The following is a 19,191-nucleotide window of genomic DNA, read 5'->3' as shown; positions in this document are numbered from 1 at the left end:
CCGAAGGAGGGCCCGTGCCGGATACGGTGGTCGACGCCGTGTGCATCGGCGAGACGATGGCGGTTCTGGTGCCCGAGCAGCCGGGTCCGCTGGAGCGGGCCGAGGTCTTCCGGCGCGGCGTGGGCGGCGCGGAGTCGAACGTGGCCTGCGGGCTCGCGGCGCTCGGCGTGTCGACGGCGTGGATCAGCCGGGTCGGTGCGGACGGCTTCGGTCGGCTCATAATCACCCAGTTGGCGGAACGTGGCGTGGAATCCTCGGGCGTGGCCGTCGATCCGCATCGTCCGACCGGGTTGTACGTCAAGGAGATCGGCAGGTCCGCCGATTCGGCCTTCGACCTCGGTCCCGGTAGCAGCAAGCTGCATTACTACCGGAGTGATTCGGCCGCATCCGCGCTCGATCCGAAGTCGCTCGACGAGCCGCGGGCTGCGGCGTTGCTGAACGAGGCGCGGCTCGTGCACCTGACCGGGATCACGGCCGCACTCGGATACCGCGCCGGGCGCGACGGCGGCCGTCGGCTGGTCGAGGCCGTGCTCGATCGGCGTCGGCCGGGACAGCTGGTCAGCTTCGATCTGAACTGGCGGCCGGGGCTGTGGACTCGTCTCGGCTCTGATCTCGACCACAAGCCCGCTGCCATCCTCGCCGAGCTCGCGAACCGGGCCGACGTGGTGCTGCTCGGCGCGGACGAGGCCGAGGCGGTGTTCGGTACCGACGACCCGCAGCGTCTGCGTGCTCTGCTACCGGGCCCGCGCGTTCTCGTGGTGAAGGACTCAGGTCACCACGTGACAGCGTTCGATGACGAGGGCGTGGTCACCGAGCCCGCGCTCGCCGTCGACGTGGTCGAACCGATCGGAGCCGGGGACGCGTTCGCCGCCGGCTATCTGACCGGGCTGCTGCGCGGCTACGACCAGCGGCGACGACTCCGCCTCGGTCACGTGTGCGCCGCGTCCGTCCTGATGGTCGACGGCGACCACTGCTCGCCGCCGTCGCCCGATCTGCTCAGCGCGCTACTGGACTCATCCGCGTCGCAGTGGTCTGCCGTCCGAGCCGCTCGGGGCATATTCGCCGGGGCCGCTCCGTGAGCCAGAGCCTGAGCCGCGCACTGCGCCTGCTGACCGAACTCGCCGAGGGCCCGCGCTCACTCGACGACCTCGCCGCTCTGCTCGACGTGCACAAGACCACGGTGCTGCGGCTGCTGCGCACGCTCGAAGAAGACCGGCTCGTCTTCCGGGACGCCGCGTACCGCTACCACCTCGGCGCGGGCCTGTTCGCGCTCTCCAGCCGGGCACTCGAGCAGCGCCCGGTGCGGGCAGTCGCCGCGCCGCATCTCGCCGCGCTCAACCGCGAGACCGGCCACACCGTGCATCTCGCCGCGTACGAGGGCGGCGAAGTCGTCTACATCGACAAATACGACTCGCGGCACCCGGTCCGGATGTACTCGCGGATCGGCCTGGGCGCGAGGCTGCACTGCACGGCCGTCGCGAAGGTGCTGCTGGCCGGTCTCTCGCTGCCCGAGCGCCGCGCCGTGGCCGAATCGATCGAGTACGAAGCGATGACGCCGAACACGCTGACCAGCCCGGATGCCCTGCTGTCCGAGCTCGTCCGGGTCGCCGAGCAGGGCTACGCGGTGGATCATGGCGAGCACGAGACCTTCATCAACTGCGTCGGCGCACCGATCCGGGACGCCAGCGGCCAGGTGGTGGCCGCGGCGTCGATCTCGGTGCCCGACGTGCTGCTCGACTTCGACCAGGTGATGGCGATCCTGCCGGACCTGCTCAAGACGGCGGCGGCGATCTCCGCCGACTGCGGCTGGCCGGACCCGGACCACTCAAGAAAGAAAGCAGAGCACTGATGTCATATCAGAAGTCGGCGATTCTCACCGACGCCGCCCCGGCCCCCGCGCACACCTTCTCGCAGGGCGTGCGCAAGGGTCCGATGCTTCAGGTGGCCGGGCAGGGGCCGATGGACGCGCGGCTTGGCCGCTACGTCGCCCTCGGGGACGTCAAGGCGCAGACGCTGGTGACACTCGAGAACGTGCGCGCCATCCTGGAGGCGGGCGGCGCGGGCGTCGAGGACGTGATCATGTTCCGCGTCTACCTGACCCAGCGGGAGGACTTCGCCGCGATGAACGAGGCGTACGGCGAGTTCGTCGCCAAGCACGTTCCGTCGGGGATCCTGCCCGCGCGCACGACCGTTTTCACCGGCCTGCCGCACGCCGAGATGCTCGTCGAGATCGACGCGCTGGCCGTGGTCTCGGAGGAGGCGTGAGCATGAGCACGAACATTGAACTGCTCATCGGCAGCTACACCGAAGGGCCGAGCCCGGAGCGCGGGATCTTCCGGGCCACGGTCACGCCCGACGGCTCGCGGATCGAGCTTCGCGGCGTCACCCCCATCGCGCCGAACGTGGACCCGACGTGGCTCACCGCCGGCGCGGACGGCCGGTTCGTATACGCGGCCTGCGAAGGCGAGCGGGGCGCCGTGCTGGCGCTGGCCTTGGACGAGACCGGCGATCTCAGCGTGCTGAACGCGCAGCCGACCGGCGGATCAGGGACCTGCCACCTTGCGGTCGTCAACGGTGGCACGCATCTCGTGGCGGCGGACTACGTCTCGGGCTCGGTCTCCGCGCACCCGATCGCGGCGGACGGCACGGTCGGCGAGCAGACCACGCTCGTCCAGCACGTCGGCTCGGGCCCGTACATCGAGCGCCAGGCCGGGCCGCACGCCCACATGATCGCCGAAGACCCGGACGGCCGCTTCGTCCACGCGATCGACCTCGGCACCGACACCGTGTACGCGTACGCACTCGACGCCGAGAACGGCGCGCTCATCGAAGCGTCGCGCACGACGTTGCGTCCCGCGTTCGGACCGCGCCATGTGGCGTTCCACCCGAACGGCGAACTGGCGTACATCATCGGCGAACTCGGCTTCGAGGTCGCGGTGTGCGAATACGACGCGGCGACCGGCCGGCTGCACCCGCTCGCGTACGTGCCGATCGTCGAGGACGGCGTGCTCGGCGAGGATTTCCCCTCCGGTATCCGGGTGAGCCCGGACGGCCGCTTCCTCCATTTGGCGGTACGCGGCCCGGACACCATCCGTACATACGCGCTTGTCGATCCCCGCAAGCCCGAACTCGTCTCCGTGGTCCCGACCGGTGGCAAATGGCCGCGCGACATCGTGCTCTCCCCCGACGGCACGCTGCTGTTCTGTTCGAACCAGCTGTCCGACGAGGTGACGGTGTTCGCTCTCGACCCGGCTACCGGCACCCCGAGCGCGACCGGCGCGGCCTTGGACGTCCCCGCGCCGTCCTGCGTCATCATGCGCTGACGCACGCAGCCGTACGGCCCGGCCTTGCCGCTGGTACGCTCCCTGCGAAGCGACGGGAGTCCGACCGGGGAGAGGACGCGGCGCAATGTCCGGCTTGGGGATGCACTTCGCCATAGGCGACGACGTCGTGGCTCGGCTGCTCGGCGCCGAGGACGACGCGGCCGTGATCGCGATCGTCGAGGAGATCGAGGAGGATTCGGAGGCGGATTTCGCCTTCGGCACGGACAGGGCCTGGGACGCCCTGCACCGCTGCCTGACCGACGGCACGCTCGACGCCGGCGCCGGCTCCTTCCCCCTTTCGCACGTCGTACTCGGCGGCGCGCAACTGTGTGAGGACTCGGACTACCTCGTCGCACTGGTGCGCGCCGACCAGGTCTCCACCGTCGCCGACGCGCTGACGCCGATCGACCAGGCCTGGCTGCGCCGCCGCTACGACGCGCTCGCCTTCCCGGGCTACGAGCGCGGCCGCGGCGAGGAGGACTTCGCCCACACCTGGGGGAACGTCGAAGGCATCGCAGCGTTCTTCCAGGCCGCGGCGCAGGACGGCCGCGCGGTGATCTTCAGCGTCGAGCTGTAGCGCCGGGTCAGTCGAGCCGCGGCGCCGGGCCCGGTAAAGCCGCGGTTCCGGACCCCCGTCGAGCCGCGGTTGGCTCCCTCCTGTTCGCCCAGTGTTCGGCGTATGGCCGGACGACGAGATCACGGATTAGGCATATTGCCTCTGTGAGCACAGAAGCGGACGCCGACGCGCGGCGATGGGACCTGGCAGACGTCACCCGCACGGAAGGGTTGCGGGTGCAGGACGCGGACGACGACGATCCGGTCCTCGTCGACGCCGACGGCAACGCGGTGGACACCTGGCGCGAGAACTACCCGTACGCCGAGCGGATCTCCCGCGCCGAGTACGAGCACGACAAGCGACTGCTGCAGATCGAACTGCTGAAGCTGCAGAACTGGATCAAGGAAACCGGCGGCCGGCTGGTGATCCTGTTCGAGGGGCGTGACGCGGCGGGCGAGGGCGGCACGATCAAGCGGTTCACCGAGCACCTGAACCCGCGCGGAGCGCACGTGGTCGCGCTGGAGAAGCCGACCGAGCGCGAGCGCACCCAGTGGTACTTCCAGCGTTACAGTTCCTGATCCGCCAGGTGGACCCCGTGCGCCAGTGGAAGCTCAGCCCCATGGACCTCGCATCGCTGGAGCGCTGGCACCAGTACACCGACGCGAAGGAGGCGATGTTCTTCTACACCGACACCGCCGACGCCCCGTGGACGGTGATCAAGAGCAACGACAAGAAGCGCGCCCGCCTCGCCGCGATGCAGCACGTGCTCTCCCTTTTCCCGTATGCGAACAAGGACCCTGAGGTCGCCAGGACGCCGGACCCGCAGATCCTCGGCTCCGCCGCCCTGCTGGTCGAGCGCAGCCTCGAGAACGGCGACGCGCAGCACATCCTGCCGAGGCTGTCGGGGCAGTAGGGGCGGTCTCACCGACTACATATCCCGATATTCCGCGCCCGAGCGGCACTGTCTGTATCGTCGACTTCACGCGCCTTCACTCAGGTCGTTGACAGCGGCTTGCGGGACCGGGACGGAGCGCTTGAGGGGAGGGTGCTGATGCCCAGGGCAAGGGGCGAGACTCGTCAAATGAATGCTGCCATCGGCGCCTACGACGGCGGAAAGCGCGGCCGTGAGCGCGGGAGCCTCATCGAGGCCCGTCAGCCAGAATGGCTGGAGGTGGCGCTTCGTATGCTCGGGCCGATGCGTCCGATGCAGGCGCGGCGATCCGAGCGCGCCAGGGAACTGATCGAACTACTGGGGCGAGCCGCTGCTCAGCACGCGCGATGGCAGAACGGCCCGAGCAGGGCCGAGGGTGCGCCCGGCGGCCAGATCGACGAGGCCGACGCCGTATCGGGGGCGTTGGAGGGCTTCGACCCGGAGCGCGGCGCCTCGGGCCGGCCCAGATCGCTCGGCGACTACGTGCCTGGAAAGACGAAGATATCCGGCTCCCGGAAGCTGCTGCGCCACGGGCCACCCGGCAAGACATTCGGCTCCTGGGTGCGCCTCGACCGCCGCGACCTCGAACTCGGCGATTCGCAGGACTGGACCGTACACCGGATCCCGATCGCCACACCCGACCAGCCCACGCGCGACCGTCGAGCGAAGAAGAGCGTAGCCGAACTGGTCTGGTTCGAAGCGGTCGTGCCACTCAGCCCGCAGTACCACACCCGCATCTTCCGCGAACGCGTTCTACTCCTGCTGGACAATCAGGGATTGCGCCTCGCCATCGTCGAGAACCTCCCCTTCTCACCGGACGAGGTGTTCCAGTTGGCTCGAGCCGCCGGCTTGCCAGCCGTCGCATACCGGGTGCGCTGCCTGGATGAACAGGTCGAAGACATCCTAGACCTCACGTTCCCACGTCGAGGTCGCGTGAAAAGGGTGTGACCCTGAGCAGCTTTCATCACGCTTATCGATTCGACTGGTTTCGCAGACGTCAGCGCCAGAATTCGGTCAGCTGCTCGGCAAGGGCTCTGCCTTGGTTGTAACCGGCTCGGGCGGCAGGCGTACGCGTCGACAGATCCATCAGATTGCTGCCGAATGCATTGCGGGATTCGCTATCCGGGAGGATGGTTTCAACTTTGCTTCCGCGTGCGCGTAATTCGTCGGCCTGTGCCGCAAGATGCATGCCCCACTCGAGCGGCATCCGTGTTCTGCCGCCGAGCGGTGACAGCACCAGCACACGCTCGTATCCGGCTGCCAGATCGACATTCTCGTTGGATCGGTAGCCGCCGTCGATGTAACGATTGTCGCCGATGCCGTGGGCAGGGGCGCCGGGCCCGGCAGTGCTGGCGGTGACGGCGTCCACCAGGTCGACTCCGCTGTCGCGGTCGAACACGACCGGCTCGCCGGTGTGGGCATCAACGGCGACGATGCGCATCGGCCGCTGCGGCCAGTGCCGATCGGTCAGCCGAGCGGCGACGACAGCGCGCCGCTGCGTTTGCCCAGCGGTGCCCAACACCGCATCCATTTCCAGCGCCGCCGCACCCAATCTGCGGCGCATGTCGGCCGCATCCTCCGCGGCCGCGATGATTCGGCTCGTCTTCTCCAGATGGTCCGTCACCGGCACATTCGGGCCACGCCCACCGCCTGATCCGACCGGACGAGCCCGCGGCTGCGGGTGCGGCTGCGGCGCAGCGGCAAGGATGCCGGCAAACAGTTCCGCCGGTTTGGCCGCGCCGCTGATCTGGGCCGCAGCCGTCGACCCGGCCGACGTCCCGATAATCAGATCGGCCTCGGTCACTTCCAACCCGGCATCACACAGGCCGGCGACGACGCCGATCAGCCACGCATTGCCCGCCGCTCCACCACCACCAAGAACCAACGCCCGCTCGCTCACGAGCGGGCACTCTACGCAACCACAACACCGACAGCAACGGAATATCGACGGATCGACGGCGTGCCGCATGCGGCGGCGATGCTGCCTGACGACCGCGGATCGGTCGATGTCCTCGATGTCGCTGTCGACCGCGCCGCCGACCGCTCCACCCTCATCTGTGATGCGCCGCAAACCGCAATCCGCCGACGCCACATCGGCCACCACCCAAGCCGTGCGTGTCGCCGTAGGCCCGGAGCGTAGTGGCCGCCCGGAGGAGCGAAGCGACGTGGGCGGCCGCGTAGCGTAGGGCCGGAGGCTGGGGCGGGTGGGCGGGATAGGTAGTAGGTAATCGGCCCGAACGTAGGCCCGATGCGGAGCGCAGCGGAGCATCGGACCGTAGGTAGCGGCCGAACACGGACCGCACGAACGCCAACGCCTCGAACCGAGCGAAACCGAGGCGCGCCTCATCACCACAGTCGCAAAGCGGCGACTTCGTGAACCTCAGCTCCTACGCCCCCGTGTGCGTCGACCGGACCCAGCCGAACGTCCGCTCTACCGCGCGCTTCCAGTTGGCGTATTCGCTCTCGCGGCGGTCGGCGTCCATGGTGGGCAGCCATTGGGCGGCGCGGTGCCAGTTGCGGCGGAGGCCTTCGAGGTCGGGCCAGTAGCCGACGGCAAGGCCCGCTGCGTAGGCGGCGCCGAGTGAGACGGTCTCGGCGACCATGGGCCTTACCACGGGGGCCGGGAGGACGTCGGCGATGAACTGCATCAGCAGATTGTCGGCGGTCATTCCGCCATCCACCTTCAGGGTACTGAGTTCCAGCCCTGAGTCGGCGTTCATCGCGTCGACCACCTCGCGGGTCTGCCAGCCGGTCGCCTCAAGCACCGCTCTGGCGAGGTGGCCCTTGGTGATGTACGAGGTCAGGCCGACGATGATGCCGCGGGCGTCGGCGCGCCAGTGCGGGGCGAACAGGCCGGAGAACGCGGGGACGATGTAGCAGCCGCCGTTGTCCTCGACCGTGCGGGCGAGGGTCTCGATCTCGGGGGCCGTCGAAATCAACCCGAGGCTGTCGCGGAACCACTGGACCAGCGAGCCGGTCACGGCGATCGAACCTTCGAGTGCGTAGACGGCCGGTTCGTCGCCGATCCGGTAACCGACGGTCGTCAGCAGGCCGTGGCTGGAGCGGACCGGCACGGTACCCGTGTTGAGCAGCAGGAAGCTGCCGGTGCCGTACGTGCACTTGGCCTCGCCTTGAGCGAAACAGGTCTGGCCGAACAGCGCAGCCTGCTGGTCACCGAGCGCCGCGCTGATCCGCACGCCCGGGACCGCCTTGGTCGCCGTGCCGTAGAGTTCCGCGTTCGAACGGATCTCCGGGAGCATCGCGGCCGGAATGTCGAAGAACGCCATCAGGTCCTTGTCCCACTGCAGCGTCTCGATGTTCATCAGCAGCGTGCGGCTGGCGTTGGTCACGTCCGTCACGTGCACTCCGCCGTTCACGCCGCCGGTGAGGTTCCACACCAGCCAGCTCTCCATCGTGCCGAACAGCACGTCGCCGCGCTCGGCCCGTTCGTGCAGGCCCGGGGTGTGGTCGAGCAGCCAGCGCAGCCGGGGCGCGGAGAAGTAGCTGGCCAGCGGGAGCCCGGAACGCTCGAGGACGATCTCCGCGCCGGGCCGGCTCGCGAAGGCCTCGACCACTTCGTCGGTGCGGGTGTCCTGCCAGACCACGGCGCGGCCGACCGGGTTACCGGTGTGCCGGTCCCAGAGCACGGTCGTCTCACGCTGGTTCGCGATGCCGAGCGCGACGACCTGGCTCGCGTCCACGCCGGCGCGGGCCAGCGCCTCCGGGGCCATGTGCTCCAGGTTCCGCCAGATCTCGGTTGCGTCGTGCTCGACCCAGCCGGGCTTCGGGTAGCGCTGCCGGTGCTCCCGCTGCGTCACCGAGACCATGCGCCCGCCCTGGTCGAACAGGATGCAACGGGTGGATGTCGTGCCCTGATCAACGGACATTACGTAGCGCGCGACCATCTGGAAGCCTTTCGCAGCGTCGTTGCGGCGGAGTGCGGGAGCTGCCGGGGACCAGCGCCGTTCCCGGTCTCGGTGGTCACCAGCGGCCGGCGCCGAGATCGCGGGAGATGGCCCGCGCGGCGTTCTGCACGAACGTCACCTGGCTCTGGTCCACGCGGCCAGAGGCGGGGAAGAGCCGGTCCACCGACCCGCCGATGCTGATCGCGCCGACCACGTAGCCACCGTACCCGCGGATGGGTGCGGCGATCGAGGCCTGACCGGTGGTGTACTCCTCGGCCTCCGCGGCCCAGCCCAGCTCGCGCACCTCGGCGACCGCCTTGCGCAGCGCGGCCGGGGTGACCAGCGTGCGCCGGGTGTACTGGTCCAGCTGCGCGCCGGCCACCTCGGCCGCCACGCCCGAGTCGTAGGCGAGCAGGATCTTGCCGAGCGCGGTGGCGTGCACCGGCAGCAGGGTGCCGGTGTCGAGGGTCTGCAGCGAGTCGTCCGGACGGAAGACGTGGTGCACGACCAGCACCTTGCCGTCCAGCGGGGTGCCGATCCGCACCGCCTCCCCGCTGCGCGAGGCGAGCGCGTCGGCCCAGTTGATCGCCCGCGAGCGCAGCTCGTTGACGTCGAGGTAGCTGGTGCCCAGATGGAGCAGCGTGGCACCGAGCTGGTACTTGCCGCTGGCCTTGTCCTGCTCGACGAATCCGACGTCCTGAAGCGTCTTCAGGATGCCGTGCGTCGTGCCCTTGGCCAGGCCCAGCGAGGTGGAGATCTCCCCCACTCCGAGGCGTCCCGAACCGCGTGCGAGCAGGCGCAGGATCGCCGCGGCGCGTTCGATCGACTGGACGGGTCCGGGCATGCGACCGATGGTAGCTGGCCGACGTGCGTTCGACTATGTCGAATGGCCGGGCTTGCGTGGACGAGAACAGGCCCCAGTGTTGGGAGTGGGCCGCGCCGCCTTCTCGTCCGGACATGGCCCGTGATGGTAGACCAGGGCAACCGATCCGGCCAGTGTTCGACATTGTCGAATGGCGTTCGTTGACTGAATGTTTCCGAAGAGGAACCTTGGAAACCGTCGGCGCCCCGCGTTCCCGCGGACTCAGGCGCCTGTTCCACCCACTCGTCTCGAGGAGGAGACATGGTGGCAAGACTCAAGGCCCACGGGCTCTTGGGAGAGCTGGCGGCCGAGTTCGCCGGCACCTTCATCCTGATCGCCATCGGCGTCGGCGTGGTCGCCCAGGTGGTGGCGGGGGGCATCGGCAGCCACGACAGCATCGCCTGGGCCTGGGGCTTCGGCGTGATCCTGGGCATCTACGTGGCCGGCAAGGTCACCGGCGGGCATCTGAACCCAGCCGTGACCTTCGCCAACGCGGTCTTCAGCGGCTTCCCCTGGCGCAAGGTGCTGCCCTACTCGCTGGCCCAGACCGCGGGCGCGTTCGCCGCCGCGCTGGTCGTGCGCTGGAACTACACCGAGGTCATCGCGCGCTTCGACCCGGGCCACACGGTCAAGAGCCAGGGCATCTTCTCCACCCTGCCGGGCAACGGCAGCCTCACCGCCGGAGTGAGCGAGTGGGGCGCCTTCCGCGACCAGATCATCGGCACCGCGCTGCTGCTCTTCCTGGTCTACGCGGTGACCGACTCGCGCAACACCGCGCCGATCGGAAATCTCGCCCCCGTCGTCGTCGGCTTCATCGTCGTGGCGATCGGCATGGCCTGGGGCACCGACGCCGGCTACGCGATCAACCCGGCCCGTGACTTCGGCCCGCGGCTCGCGTCCTACTTCACCGGCTACGGCTCAGCCTTCCGTGATCAATACGGAGACCTCTACTTCTGGGTGCCCATAGTGGCGCCGCTGATCGGCGCCGTGCTCGGTGCGTGGCTCTACAAGGTGCTGGTCGGACGCTTCCTGCCCGCCGTCGAGCCCGAACTGGCCGGCACCCCGTCCGCCGAGCCGACGCTCGAGTCCGCCGCCGACCGCTGAGTGCGGCATCCTTCCCCCGTCTTCACCAGAGCATTGCGAGAGTTGAGAGGCACGCGCGATGGCAGACTTCGTAGGCGCAGTCGACCAGGGCACGACCAGCACCCGCTTCATGATCTTCGACCACGGCGGCAACGAGGTGGCCCGGCACCAGCTGGAGCACACCCAGATCCTGCCCCAGGCCGGCTGGGTCGAGCACGACCCCACCGAGATCTGGGAGCGCACCCGCTCGGTCATCGAGACCGCGATGCGCACCGCCGGCATCACGGCGGCCGATCTGGCCGCGGTGGGCATCACCAACCAGCGTGAGACCGCCGTGGTGTGGGACAAGCGCACCGGCCGCCCGTACTACAACGCGATCGTCTGGCAGGACACCCGCACCGACCGGATCGCCGCCGCCCTGGACAAGGACGAGCGCGGCCAGGTGATCCGGCGCAAGGCGGGCCTGCCCCCGGCGACGTACTTCTCCGGCGGCAAGATCCAGTGGCTGCTGGAGAACGTCGAGGGCCTGCGCGCGGACGCCGAGGCCGGGCACGCCGTCTTCGGCAACACCGACTCCTGGCTGCTGTGGAACCTCACCGGCGGGGTGGACGGCGGCGTGCACGTCACCGACCCGACGAACGCCAGCCGCACCATGCTGATGAACCTCGAGACCCTCGACTGGGACGACGAGCTGCTCGGCTTCTTCGGCGTGCCGCGGGCGATGCTCCCGACGATCAAGCCCTCCTCGGACCCGGCGGGCTACGGCAAGACCCGCGCCGACGGCCCGTTCCACGGCGAGATCCCGCTCACCGGCGACCTCGGCGACCAGCAGGCGGCGACCGTCGGCCAGGTCTGCTTCACCCCCGGCACGGCCAAGAACACCTACGGCACCGGCAACTTCCTGCTGCTGAACACCGGCACCGAGATCGTGCACTCGGAGAACGGCCTGCTGACCACGGTCTGCTACAAGTTCGGCGACGACGCCCCGGTCTACGCGCTGGAGGGCTCGATCGCGGTGACCGGCTCGGCGGTGCAGTGGCTGCGCGACCAGCTCGGCATCATCTCGGGCGCGGCGGAGAGCGAGTCGCTGGCGCGGCAGGTCGAGGACAACGGCGGGGTCTACTTCGTCCCGGCGTTCTCCGGCCTGTTCGCCCCGTACTGGCGCTCGGACGCGCGCGGCGCGATCGTCGGCCTGTCCCGCTACAACACCAACGCGCACCTGGCCAGGGCGACCCTCGAGTCGATCAGCTACCAGACCCGCGACGTGGTCGAGGCGATGGAGCAGGACTCGGGCGTGCACCTGGACGTGCTGCGGGTGGACGGCGGCATCACGGCGAACAACCTGGCCATGCAGATCCAGGCGGACGTGCTCGGCGTGCCGGTCTCCAAGCCGGTCGTCGCCGAGACCACCGCGCTCGGTGCCGCGTACGCCGCGGGCCTGGCGGTGGGCTTCTGGAAGTCCACCGACGAACTGGTCAGCAACTGGAACGAGGACAAGCGCTGGCAGCCCGAGCAGGACGAGGCCTCCCGGGCCAAGGGCTACCGCAACTGGAAGAAGGCCGTGGACCGCACCCTGAACTGGGTCGAGTTCGAGGACTGATAACCGCTCGGGCCGGGCTCCCGCACCCCGCGGGGCCCGGCCGGAGCTGCTCACCCGTGGATGTTCGCGAAGAAGGAAGAGGCTGGAGGGCATCGTGAAATCCGTCCCCCTCGGCGCGCAGTACCGGCTCGCCGCGCTCGGCAGGATGGCCGAGGAAGAGTTCGACGTCCTGATCGTGGGCGGCGGCGTGACCGGCGCCGGCGCAGCGCTGGACGCGGTCACCCGCGGCCTTTCGGTCGCCGTGGTCGAGGCGCGCGACTGGGCGGCCGGCACGTCCAGCCGTTCCAGCAAGCTGATCCACGGAGGGCTGCGCTACCTGGAGCAGCTGGACTTCGGATTGGTCCGCGAGGCGCTCAAGGAGCGCGGCGTGCTGCTGCGACAAATCGCGCCGCATCTGGTGAATCCGGTGCCGTTCCTGCTGCCGTTGCAGCACCGCGTGTGGGAACGCGCGTACATCGGCGCCGGCGTGCTGCTGTACGACACGATGGGCGGCGCCCGGGCGCTGCCGATGCACAAGCACCTGTCGAAGAAGGCTGCGCTGCGCAAGGCGCCCGGCCTCAAGCAGGACGCGCTGATCGGCGCGATCCAGTACTACGACGCCCAGGTCGACGACGCGCGCTACGTGATGACGCTCGCGCGCACCGCTGCTCAGTACGGCGCGGCCGTGGCGACGCGTAGCCGGGTGACCGGCTTCCTGCGCGAGGGCGAGCGGGTGACCGGCGCGGTGGTTCGCGACCTGGAGAACGACCGCGAGATCAGGGTCCGGGCGAAGCGCGTGATCGCCGCCACCGGCGTGTGGACCGACGACCTGCACGAGCTGGCGAACGCGCACGGCGGCGTGAAGGTGCGTGCCTCGAAGGGCGTGCACATCGTCGTTCCGCGCAACCGGATCGACCTGGACACGGGCCTGATTTCGCGTACTGAGAAGAGCGTGCTGTTCATCATCCCGTGGGGCAACCACTGGATCGTCGGCACCACGGACACCGACTGGAGCCTGGACCGCAGGCACCCGGCGGCGAGTGCGGCAGACATCGAATATCTGCTCAAGCACGCGAACGCGCTGCTGGCCAACCCGCTCACGCACGACGACATCGAGGGCGTATACGCGGGCCTCAGGCCGCTGGTGTCCGCGGGCGAGAACGTGCAGACGACGAAGCTGTCCCGCGAGCACGTGGTGACCGAGCCCGCCCCCGGCCTGTTCGTGATCGCCGGCGGCAAGTACACGACGTACCGCGTGATGGCGAAGGACGTCATCGACTCGGCGGCCAAGAACCTCGGCACCCACGTGCCCGAGTCGGTCACCGAGAACGTCGGCCTGCTCGGCGCGGACGGCTACGCGGCGCTGTGGAACGAGCGTGCGCGGCTCGCGAAGAAGTACGGTCTGGGCCAGCACCGCATCGAGCACCTGCTGCGTAGGTACGGTTCGTGCATCGACGAGCTGTTCGAGCTCATCGACGCCGACCCGGACCTGGCGAAGCCGCTCGGCGGCGCGGGCGACTACCTGAGAGTCGAGGCGGTCTACGCCGCGTCGCACGAGGGCGCGCTGCACCTCGACGACATCCTCACCCGCCGCACCCGCGCCTCCATCGAGCAGCGGGACCGCGGCGTCGCCGCGGCTCGCGACGCCGCGACCCTGGTCGCGCCCGTCCTCGGCTGGGACGCCGCGACCACGGAGTCCGAGCTCGACCGGTACCTCGAGCGTGTGAAGGCCGAACTCGACGCCAACTCGCAGCCCGACGACCTCACCGCGGACGAGGCCCGCCTCGCCGCCGAAGACCTTTCCGACGCGATCGCTCCGCTGGCGTAGCGCCGGAGAGTCGGCCGGCCCGTCGAGGTGGTACGTCACCTCTGCGGGCCGGCCTTTGCGTGAACCGCGCATATGCCAACAGCGCATGCAACGCCGCGCTCGGCAGCATGGACTCGGAGAACAACCAGCCGCCGTCGCTGCCGGCGAGCTGTCAGATCGAGAGTCAGGTGGAGGTCATCGAGACGTACTGAGCTCGACGAGATGGCGGGCCGCGGCGTCCGCTCCCCCGGCGGCCTTGAACGAGGCGGCGACGCGTTCGGCGGCGGCGCGGTAGCCGGGTTGTGTCAGGATCCTGTCGAGCGCGGTGCCGATCTGCTCGGCGCGGGCGCGGCCGAAACGGATGCGTTCGGCCACGCCCGCGTCGACGGCTTGCTGGGCGACGATCGGCTGGTCGTCGCGGATCGGCGCGAGCACGAGCGGGATGCCGTGGTACAGCGCTTCGCACACGGTGTTCTGGCCAGAGTGGCAGACCACAGCACTGACTCGTGGCAGTAGTTCGAGCTGGGGAACGTGTACCGAGGTGAGCACGTTGGCGGAGGGTTCGGCGACGGCCCCGGACGGGTCGGCGATGACGGCGAAGATGTCAGGGCGCGCGGCGACGGCCTCGGCGCAGCTGCGCAGGAAGTCGCCGCCGGCGTCGACGTTGGCCGTGCCGACGGAGATCAGCACGATCGGCTTCTCGCCGCGCTCCGGCAGCGCGTGCCAGGGGAATTCGGGGTCTGCCGGACGCTCGGCGATGGACGGTCCGACGTAGCGCAGAGTGTCCGCGAGCTCGGGGTGGCGGCCGGACAGTTCCTCGGTGCTGTAGGCGATGACCAGGTGCGGTGAGAAGCGCAGATCACCGTACGTGCGCTGATACCGGCCCGACTCCGCCGCGTTCGGGTCGCCGTACTTTATCTCGAGGCCGAGTAGCATTTCGCGCAGCCAGGCCGCGACCTTCGGCATGCCGCCGAGCGGGTCGGCGAGTTCGGCGGCGGCGGTCGCGGACGTCGCCCACGGGATGCCGAGGCGTTCGGCCACGACCGAGCCCGCGACGGTTTGCTGGTCGACGACGAGCGCGTCCGGCTGGAACTCGTGCACGGCCGCGTCCACGCCGGGAATCATCGCCTCGGCGAGCGGGATGAGGAAGGACTCCCAGAGGAACTTCAGCGCCGCCGGGCCTCGCAGTTCGGCGGCTCGGCCTGCCACGGCGCCGTCGCCGGTTCCGGGCACCGCGCACGCGAACACCGTGGCCCGTGGTCCGGCGAGGCGCTCGATCAACTCGGCGTGTCCGGCCCAGGCGACCTCGTGCCCCTGCTCGGCGAGGCGGGCGCCGAGGCCGACGGTCGGATTGACGTGGCCGATCAGGGGTGGGACGACGAACAGGAATCTGCTCACGCCGCCACCTCGCTCATTCCGCTGCCCCTCGCGCCGCCGCCTCGCTCACGCTGCCACCCCGCCGAGGCGGTGCTCGGCGAGCCAGCCGATCAGCAGGTCGAGCACCGTGCTCGGCGCGTCGACCAGCACGGAGTGGTCGAGGCCCGGGAGCACGACGCTGCTGTAGCGCGGCATGTGCTTCTCCAGCGTCGGCGCCTGCACGGCCAGGTCGCACTCGGCGCCGTATATCGCCAGCACCGGGCAGGTGATCTCAGAGAGCTGCTCGGTCTCCAGCACGCGGCTCGCCGGGATGTCGCGCTGGAAGGTGGTCGCGTCGAGCATCTTCTTCGCCCGTCTGGCCCGCCGCGCCAGGTTGGTGCCGTAGCGCGCGATGATCCAGGCGGTCGCGTCCACGCGGCCGAGTCCGGTGACCGCGCGGTGCAGGTTCCCGACCATCTTCTCCGACCACTCGGCGGTGGCCGGCTCGGATTCGATCGTGGAGAATCCGGCGACGCGGTCGGGGTGGCGCTCGGCGAAGCCGTAGACGATCGTGCCGCCGAAGGAATTGCCGATCAGGTATACGGGTTCTGCGATATCGAGGGCGTCGAGCAGCGCGGCGAGGTCGTCGACGAAGGCGTCCACGGTGTATCCGCTCGTCGGCCGGTCGCTGTGGCCGTGTCCGCGCAGGTCGTACATCAGGACCCGGTACCCGGCGTCGCGCAGCGGCTTCGCCATCGTGAAGTAGTAGCTGGCGAGGCTGTCGACCAGCATGCCGTGCACGCACACGATGGTCGGGGCGTTCGGGTCGCCGTTGGTCGGCGGGGCGAGCTCGTAGTGCTGCTCTAAGCCGTTGGCGATGACGGAAGGCATCCGGATCAGTCCTCCTGCTCGCTGTTCAGGGCGGCGACCACGTACTCGACCAGCTTGCCGACGGTCAGGGCGATGATTTCGTCGAGCTCGAGCTCCGCGATGAACTCGGCGAAGTTCACCTTGCTGCCGTAGCGCGCCTCGAGTTTTCCGCCGAGGGTGACGAGGTCGATGGACTCGAGTTCGAGGTCGTCGTGGAACGTCGTGTCCAGGGTGATCTCGGCGTCATCGAGCCCGTATTGATCGAGGATGGACCGCAGCATCGTGTCGATCTCGCGGAGAACGGTCTCGGCGAGTGTGGCGTCCGTGGTGGTCTCGGTCATAGGTCAGTTCTCCTCGTGCTGGGTGCGGGTGTGCGCGCCTTCGGTCCATCCGACCTCGTACCGGCGCGCGGGCAGATCGTCCGGGTTGGCGAGCGCTGCGGTGCGTACGCGGTGGCGGGTCGGTGTGTCCGAGAGGCGCCGGGACTCGACGGTGAGTTCCGCGGTGTCCGACGACGCGGCTGAGGTTGCGTCGATGACGACGAATGCCTTGGGGTTGCCCCGGAAACCGGTGCCCTCGGCCTTGGCCGCGGACTCTTTGGCGACCCAGAAGCGGGTGAACCACACTGCCTCCGCCTCGTCTCGCGGCGTTGAATCGGCGGCGACGAGCCTTCGTAGCAGGTCCTGCTCCGGGTCGGTGAATGCGAAGTCGTAGGTGGCCTTGTCGCGTGGCATGACCTGCTCGACGTCGATGCCGAGACCAATCCCGCTGCCAGCGCCCACGCCGGCGCCGTCCGCGGGCCGGGCCAGCGCGACGCCGACTTCGCCTGAGTGGGCCAGGGATACGTCGTGCGGCGGGAGTTCGGTGCCGTGCAGGCCCTCGACGTAGGGGCGTCCGCTCTCCGCGTTGCGCACGCGGATCTGCCCGGTGAATACGCGTCCTGTCACACTGTGGTCGTTGTCCCAGAGCTGTCGTCGCACGGCGTCCTTGGCCGCCATCCGGCCGAGCAGCCACTGCGCGCGCTGCCGCAAAGGATGTGATTCGTACTCCGCGCGCTCGGCCGCGCTCAGGTAGCTGCGCATCCGCAGGTCACGTGATGCCGGGTCGCTCCAACGATCGAACACTGCGACCCAGCCGCCGGGCCGCGCGTGCGACAGCGCGGCGGCGCCGGGGGTGCGTTCGAAGTCCCAGGTGTCGGGGTGGCTGCCGAAGCGACGGTTGGCCCAGCCGGTGAACTCTGCCCACACCCGGCCGCCGATGACGAGTTGTGCGTCGGCCACGAGCTGCACGTCGTCGATGATCTGGATCCTGACATGGCACTGGAGCTTGGTTCCGGGGGTCGGCGGCGCGCCGTGGAACGCGATCCGCTGCGCGCCCACCGGGAAGATCCAGTTCCGGTATTCGTGGTTTGCCATGATCCAGTAGCCGAGGAGCTGGCCGACGTTGTCGAGCAGCGCTCCCGGTGCCGCGGGCGCGGTGATCACGGCGCGCACGTGCTTCGCGCCGAGAGCCGTCAGTTCCGTGATGCCCCGAAAGCCCGGGCCGTGGAACATCCAACGGTCCGCGTAGAGGACCTCGGCGGTGATGGACGCGGCGCGCTCGGACGCCGTATCCACCGGCCACGGAGCAGGCGGGGCCGGATACGCGGGCGCCAGTTCGATCGTCGAGCGGGCGTAGGAGCCGAAGGCGACCTTGATCCGTCCGGGCTCACCGGGCTCGGCGGCGGTGGTGATCTCCACGGTGTGGGCCGGGAGGACGGCGCTCCAGCGGTCGAAGCGCGCTCCGTGCACGGCGATGGCACGCTGGCCGGACCCGCGCGACTCGGCGGCGTCCATCATGTGCTGGACGACGGTCGTCGCCGGGACGACCGGGAAGAGGTCTGAGATGTCCGGCCAGCCGGCGCGCTGGGCGAAGAAGCAGTGGTCGATCAGGTAGGGCATCTCGTCTATGTCGACGCGGACGGCGGTGTGGCCTGTTTCCTCCCCGGCGCGGACGGGCGCGGCGGGCGCCGCGACAGGCTGCCGGCCTCGGGCCGCGAGGACGGCGGTCGCGGACTCGGCGGTCTCGCGGAGCAGCGCGGCCAGTTCGGCGGCCACGGGCTGAGCTGGGGCGAAGGCGTCGAGGGCGGCCAGCTCGCCGGTCGCACTCGGCGGCACCGCGGACAGCCGGGGAGCCCGGTCACCCAGCGAGACGAGCGGGCTGCCGAGCGCGAGCTTCCTCGGCGTGCGGCGGACACGACGGCTCGACCGCGGCTGCGAGGTGACGGCTGCGGCCGCGGCTCCGCCGAGCTCGGCCGGCTCCATGCCCTCGACCCACAGCGCGGCGGCCACGCGGCGCAACTGCTCAAGCCCGCTGCGCTGCGGGGCGTTGGCCGGGATGGACAGGTGGTCGCGGCCGGCGAGCACGTCGCTGATCACCGTTGCCAGCGCGCCGGTGCCGGTCTGCAGGAAGACTCGATATCCGGCCTCGTACATGGCCTCGATCATCTGCCGGAACCGCACCGGCTCGACGAGGTGCCGCACGAACAGCTCGCGGACCTGCGCGGCGTCCTCCGGGAAGGGCGCGGCAATCGTTGCCGACCAGACCGGAACGCTCGGCTCGTGCAACTCGAAGCGGTCGGCCCACTCAAGGATCGGGCCGAGGTAGGGTTCGAGCATCGGCGTGTGGAAGCCCGAGCGGAACGGCAGCGCCTGGCACAGCACGTTCTGCTTGCGCAGCCGCTTCATCAGCAGGTCGATCTGCTCTTCCGGGCCGCAGACAATGCACTGATTCGGCGCATTGTCGTGCGAGAGGACGACGTCGGGGAACTCCTCGCCGAGCACCGACGACACGCGCTCCGCACCCGCGCCGACGGCACCGAATACGAGGCCTGGCACGCGCAGCGAGTCGGGGTCGAACTCGGCGATGAACCGGTCGACC

At 69.7% G+C, this 19,191-nt stretch carries 17 protein-coding genes and 1 pseudogene; 11 read left to right on the top strand and 7 right to left on the bottom strand.

From position 1 onward, the window contains the following. Positions 1 to 14 precede the first annotated feature (14 nt). From VG296_RS07260 to VG296_RS07225, 7 genes and pseudogenes are all read left to right on the top strand, one after another. Positions 15 to 1,079 (top strand): sugar kinase, encoded by a 1,065-nt coding sequence (locus tag VG296_RS07260; RefSeq protein WP_325564401.1) that lies wholly within the window; start codon positions 15 to 17, stop codon positions 1,077 to 1,079. Beyond that, positions 1,076 to 1,849, top strand: coding sequence for an IclR family transcriptional regulator (locus VG296_RS07255; protein ID WP_325564399.1), 774 nt, complete (start codon positions 1,076 to 1,078; stop codon positions 1,847 to 1,849). Before VG296_RS07260 ends, VG296_RS07255 begins: the two co-directional genes overlap by 4 nt. Further along, complete coding sequence (locus VG296_RS07250) at positions 1,849 to 2,265, top strand: RidA family protein (RefSeq protein ID WP_325564397.1); 417 nt, start codon at positions 1,849 to 1,851, stop codon at positions 2,263 to 2,265. Before VG296_RS07255 ends, VG296_RS07250 begins: the two co-directional genes overlap by 1 nt. A gap of 2 nt (positions 2,266 to 2,267) precedes the next feature. Further along, on the top strand, positions 2,268 to 3,323 hold the full coding sequence (locus tag VG296_RS07245) for a lactonase family protein (protein WP_325564395.1): 1,056 nt from the start codon (positions 2,268 to 2,270) through the stop codon (positions 3,321 to 3,323). 85 nt (positions 3,324 to 3,408) lie between these two features. Next, entirely contained in the window at positions 3,409 to 3,900 is a 492-nt protein-coding gene (locus VG296_RS07240) for a DUF1877 family protein (protein ID WP_325564394.1), read from the top strand. 182 nt (positions 3,901 to 4,082) lie between these two features. Further along, a pseudogene (locus tag VG296_RS32745) lies at positions 4,083 to 4,792 on the top strand (polyphosphate kinase 2). Between the two features lie 168 nt (positions 4,793 to 4,960). After that, entirely contained in the window at positions 4,961 to 5,758 is a 798-nt protein-coding gene (locus tag VG296_RS07225; protein ID WP_325564388.1) for a hypothetical protein, read from the top strand. 49 nt (positions 5,759 to 5,807) lie between these two features. Here the strand turns inward: VG296_RS07225 and VG296_RS07220 are convergent, their stop codons facing one another. From VG296_RS07220 to VG296_RS07210, 3 genes are all read right to left on the bottom strand, one after another. After that, on the bottom strand, positions 5,808 to 6,911 hold the full coding sequence (locus VG296_RS07220) for a patatin-like phospholipase family protein (RefSeq protein ID WP_325564386.1): 1,104 nt from the start codon (positions 6,909 to 6,911) through the stop codon (positions 5,808 to 5,810). A gap of 286 nt (positions 6,912 to 7,197) precedes the next feature. After that, positions 7,198 to 8,715 carry a glycerol kinase GlpK gene (glpK, locus tag VG296_RS07215; RefSeq protein WP_325564384.1) on the bottom strand — a complete coding sequence of 506 codons (1,518 nt, stop codon included), beginning with the start codon at positions 8,713 to 8,715 and terminating at the stop codon, positions 7,198 to 7,200. Positions 8,716 to 8,791: 76 nt separating this feature from the next. Then, on the bottom strand, positions 8,792 to 9,559 hold the full coding sequence (locus tag VG296_RS07210) for an IclR family transcriptional regulator (RefSeq protein WP_325564382.1): 768 nt from the start codon (positions 9,557 to 9,559) through the stop codon (positions 8,792 to 8,794). A 279-nt stretch (positions 9,560 to 9,838) separates the two neighbouring features. Here VG296_RS07210 and VG296_RS07205 point away from each other — a divergent pair, with 279 nt between their 5' ends. The 4 genes from VG296_RS07205 to VG296_RS07190 all read left to right on the top strand — a co-directional run bounded on the left by VG296_RS07205 (position 9,839) and on the right by VG296_RS07190 (position 14,258). Further along, the gene (locus VG296_RS07205) at positions 9,839 to 10,681 is read left to right on the top strand and encodes an MIP/aquaporin family protein (protein WP_325564380.1); all 843 of its coding nucleotides are present in this window, start codon (positions 9,839 to 9,841) and stop codon (positions 10,679 to 10,681) included. A gap of 58 nt (positions 10,682 to 10,739) precedes the next feature. Further along, the gene (glpK, locus tag VG296_RS07200; RefSeq protein ID WP_325564378.1) at positions 10,740 to 12,260 is read left to right on the top strand and encodes a glycerol kinase GlpK; all 1,521 of its coding nucleotides are present in this window, start codon (positions 10,740 to 10,742) and stop codon (positions 12,258 to 12,260) included. 94 nt (positions 12,261 to 12,354) lie between these two features. After that, the gene (locus VG296_RS07195; RefSeq protein ID WP_325564376.1) at positions 12,355 to 14,067 is read left to right on the top strand and encodes a glycerol-3-phosphate dehydrogenase/oxidase; all 1,713 of its coding nucleotides are present in this window, start codon (positions 12,355 to 12,357) and stop codon (positions 14,065 to 14,067) included. Positions 14,068 to 14,126: 59 nt separating this feature from the next. Beyond that, complete coding sequence (locus tag VG296_RS07190) at positions 14,127 to 14,258, top strand: hypothetical protein (RefSeq protein ID WP_325564374.1); 132 nt, start codon at positions 14,127 to 14,129, stop codon at positions 14,256 to 14,258. Here the strand turns inward: VG296_RS07190 and VG296_RS07185 are convergent. From VG296_RS07185 to VG296_RS07170, 4 genes are all read right to left on the bottom strand, one after another. Further along, positions 14,242 to 15,444 (bottom strand): glycosyltransferase, encoded by a 1,203-nt coding sequence (locus tag VG296_RS07185; protein ID WP_325564372.1) that lies wholly within the window; start codon positions 15,442 to 15,444, stop codon positions 14,242 to 14,244. The genes VG296_RS07190 and VG296_RS07185 overlap by 17 nt on opposite strands. Before the next feature lie 45 nt (positions 15,445 to 15,489). After that, positions 15,490 to 16,293, bottom strand: a complete 804-nt coding sequence (locus VG296_RS07180) for an alpha/beta hydrolase (RefSeq protein WP_325564371.1) — start codon at positions 16,291 to 16,293, stop codon at positions 15,490 to 15,492. Between the two features lie 5 nt (positions 16,294 to 16,298). After that, complete coding sequence (locus VG296_RS07175; protein WP_325564369.1) at positions 16,299 to 16,613, bottom strand: acyl carrier protein; 315 nt, start codon at positions 16,611 to 16,613, stop codon at positions 16,299 to 16,301. A 3-nt stretch (positions 16,614 to 16,616) separates the two neighbouring features. Next, the coding region (locus tag VG296_RS07170) for a 4'-phosphopantetheinyl transferase superfamily protein (protein ID WP_325564367.1) at positions 16,617 to 19,191 on the bottom strand (2,575 nt) is incomplete at its 5' end.

It is taken from the genome of Actinospica sp., assembly GCF_035552695.1.
In the GTDB taxonomy this organism is placed as follows: Bacteria; Actinomycetota; Actinomycetes; order Streptomycetales; family Catenulisporaceae; genus Actinospica.
This window is presented reverse-complemented; position numbering and strand designations above follow the sequence as displayed.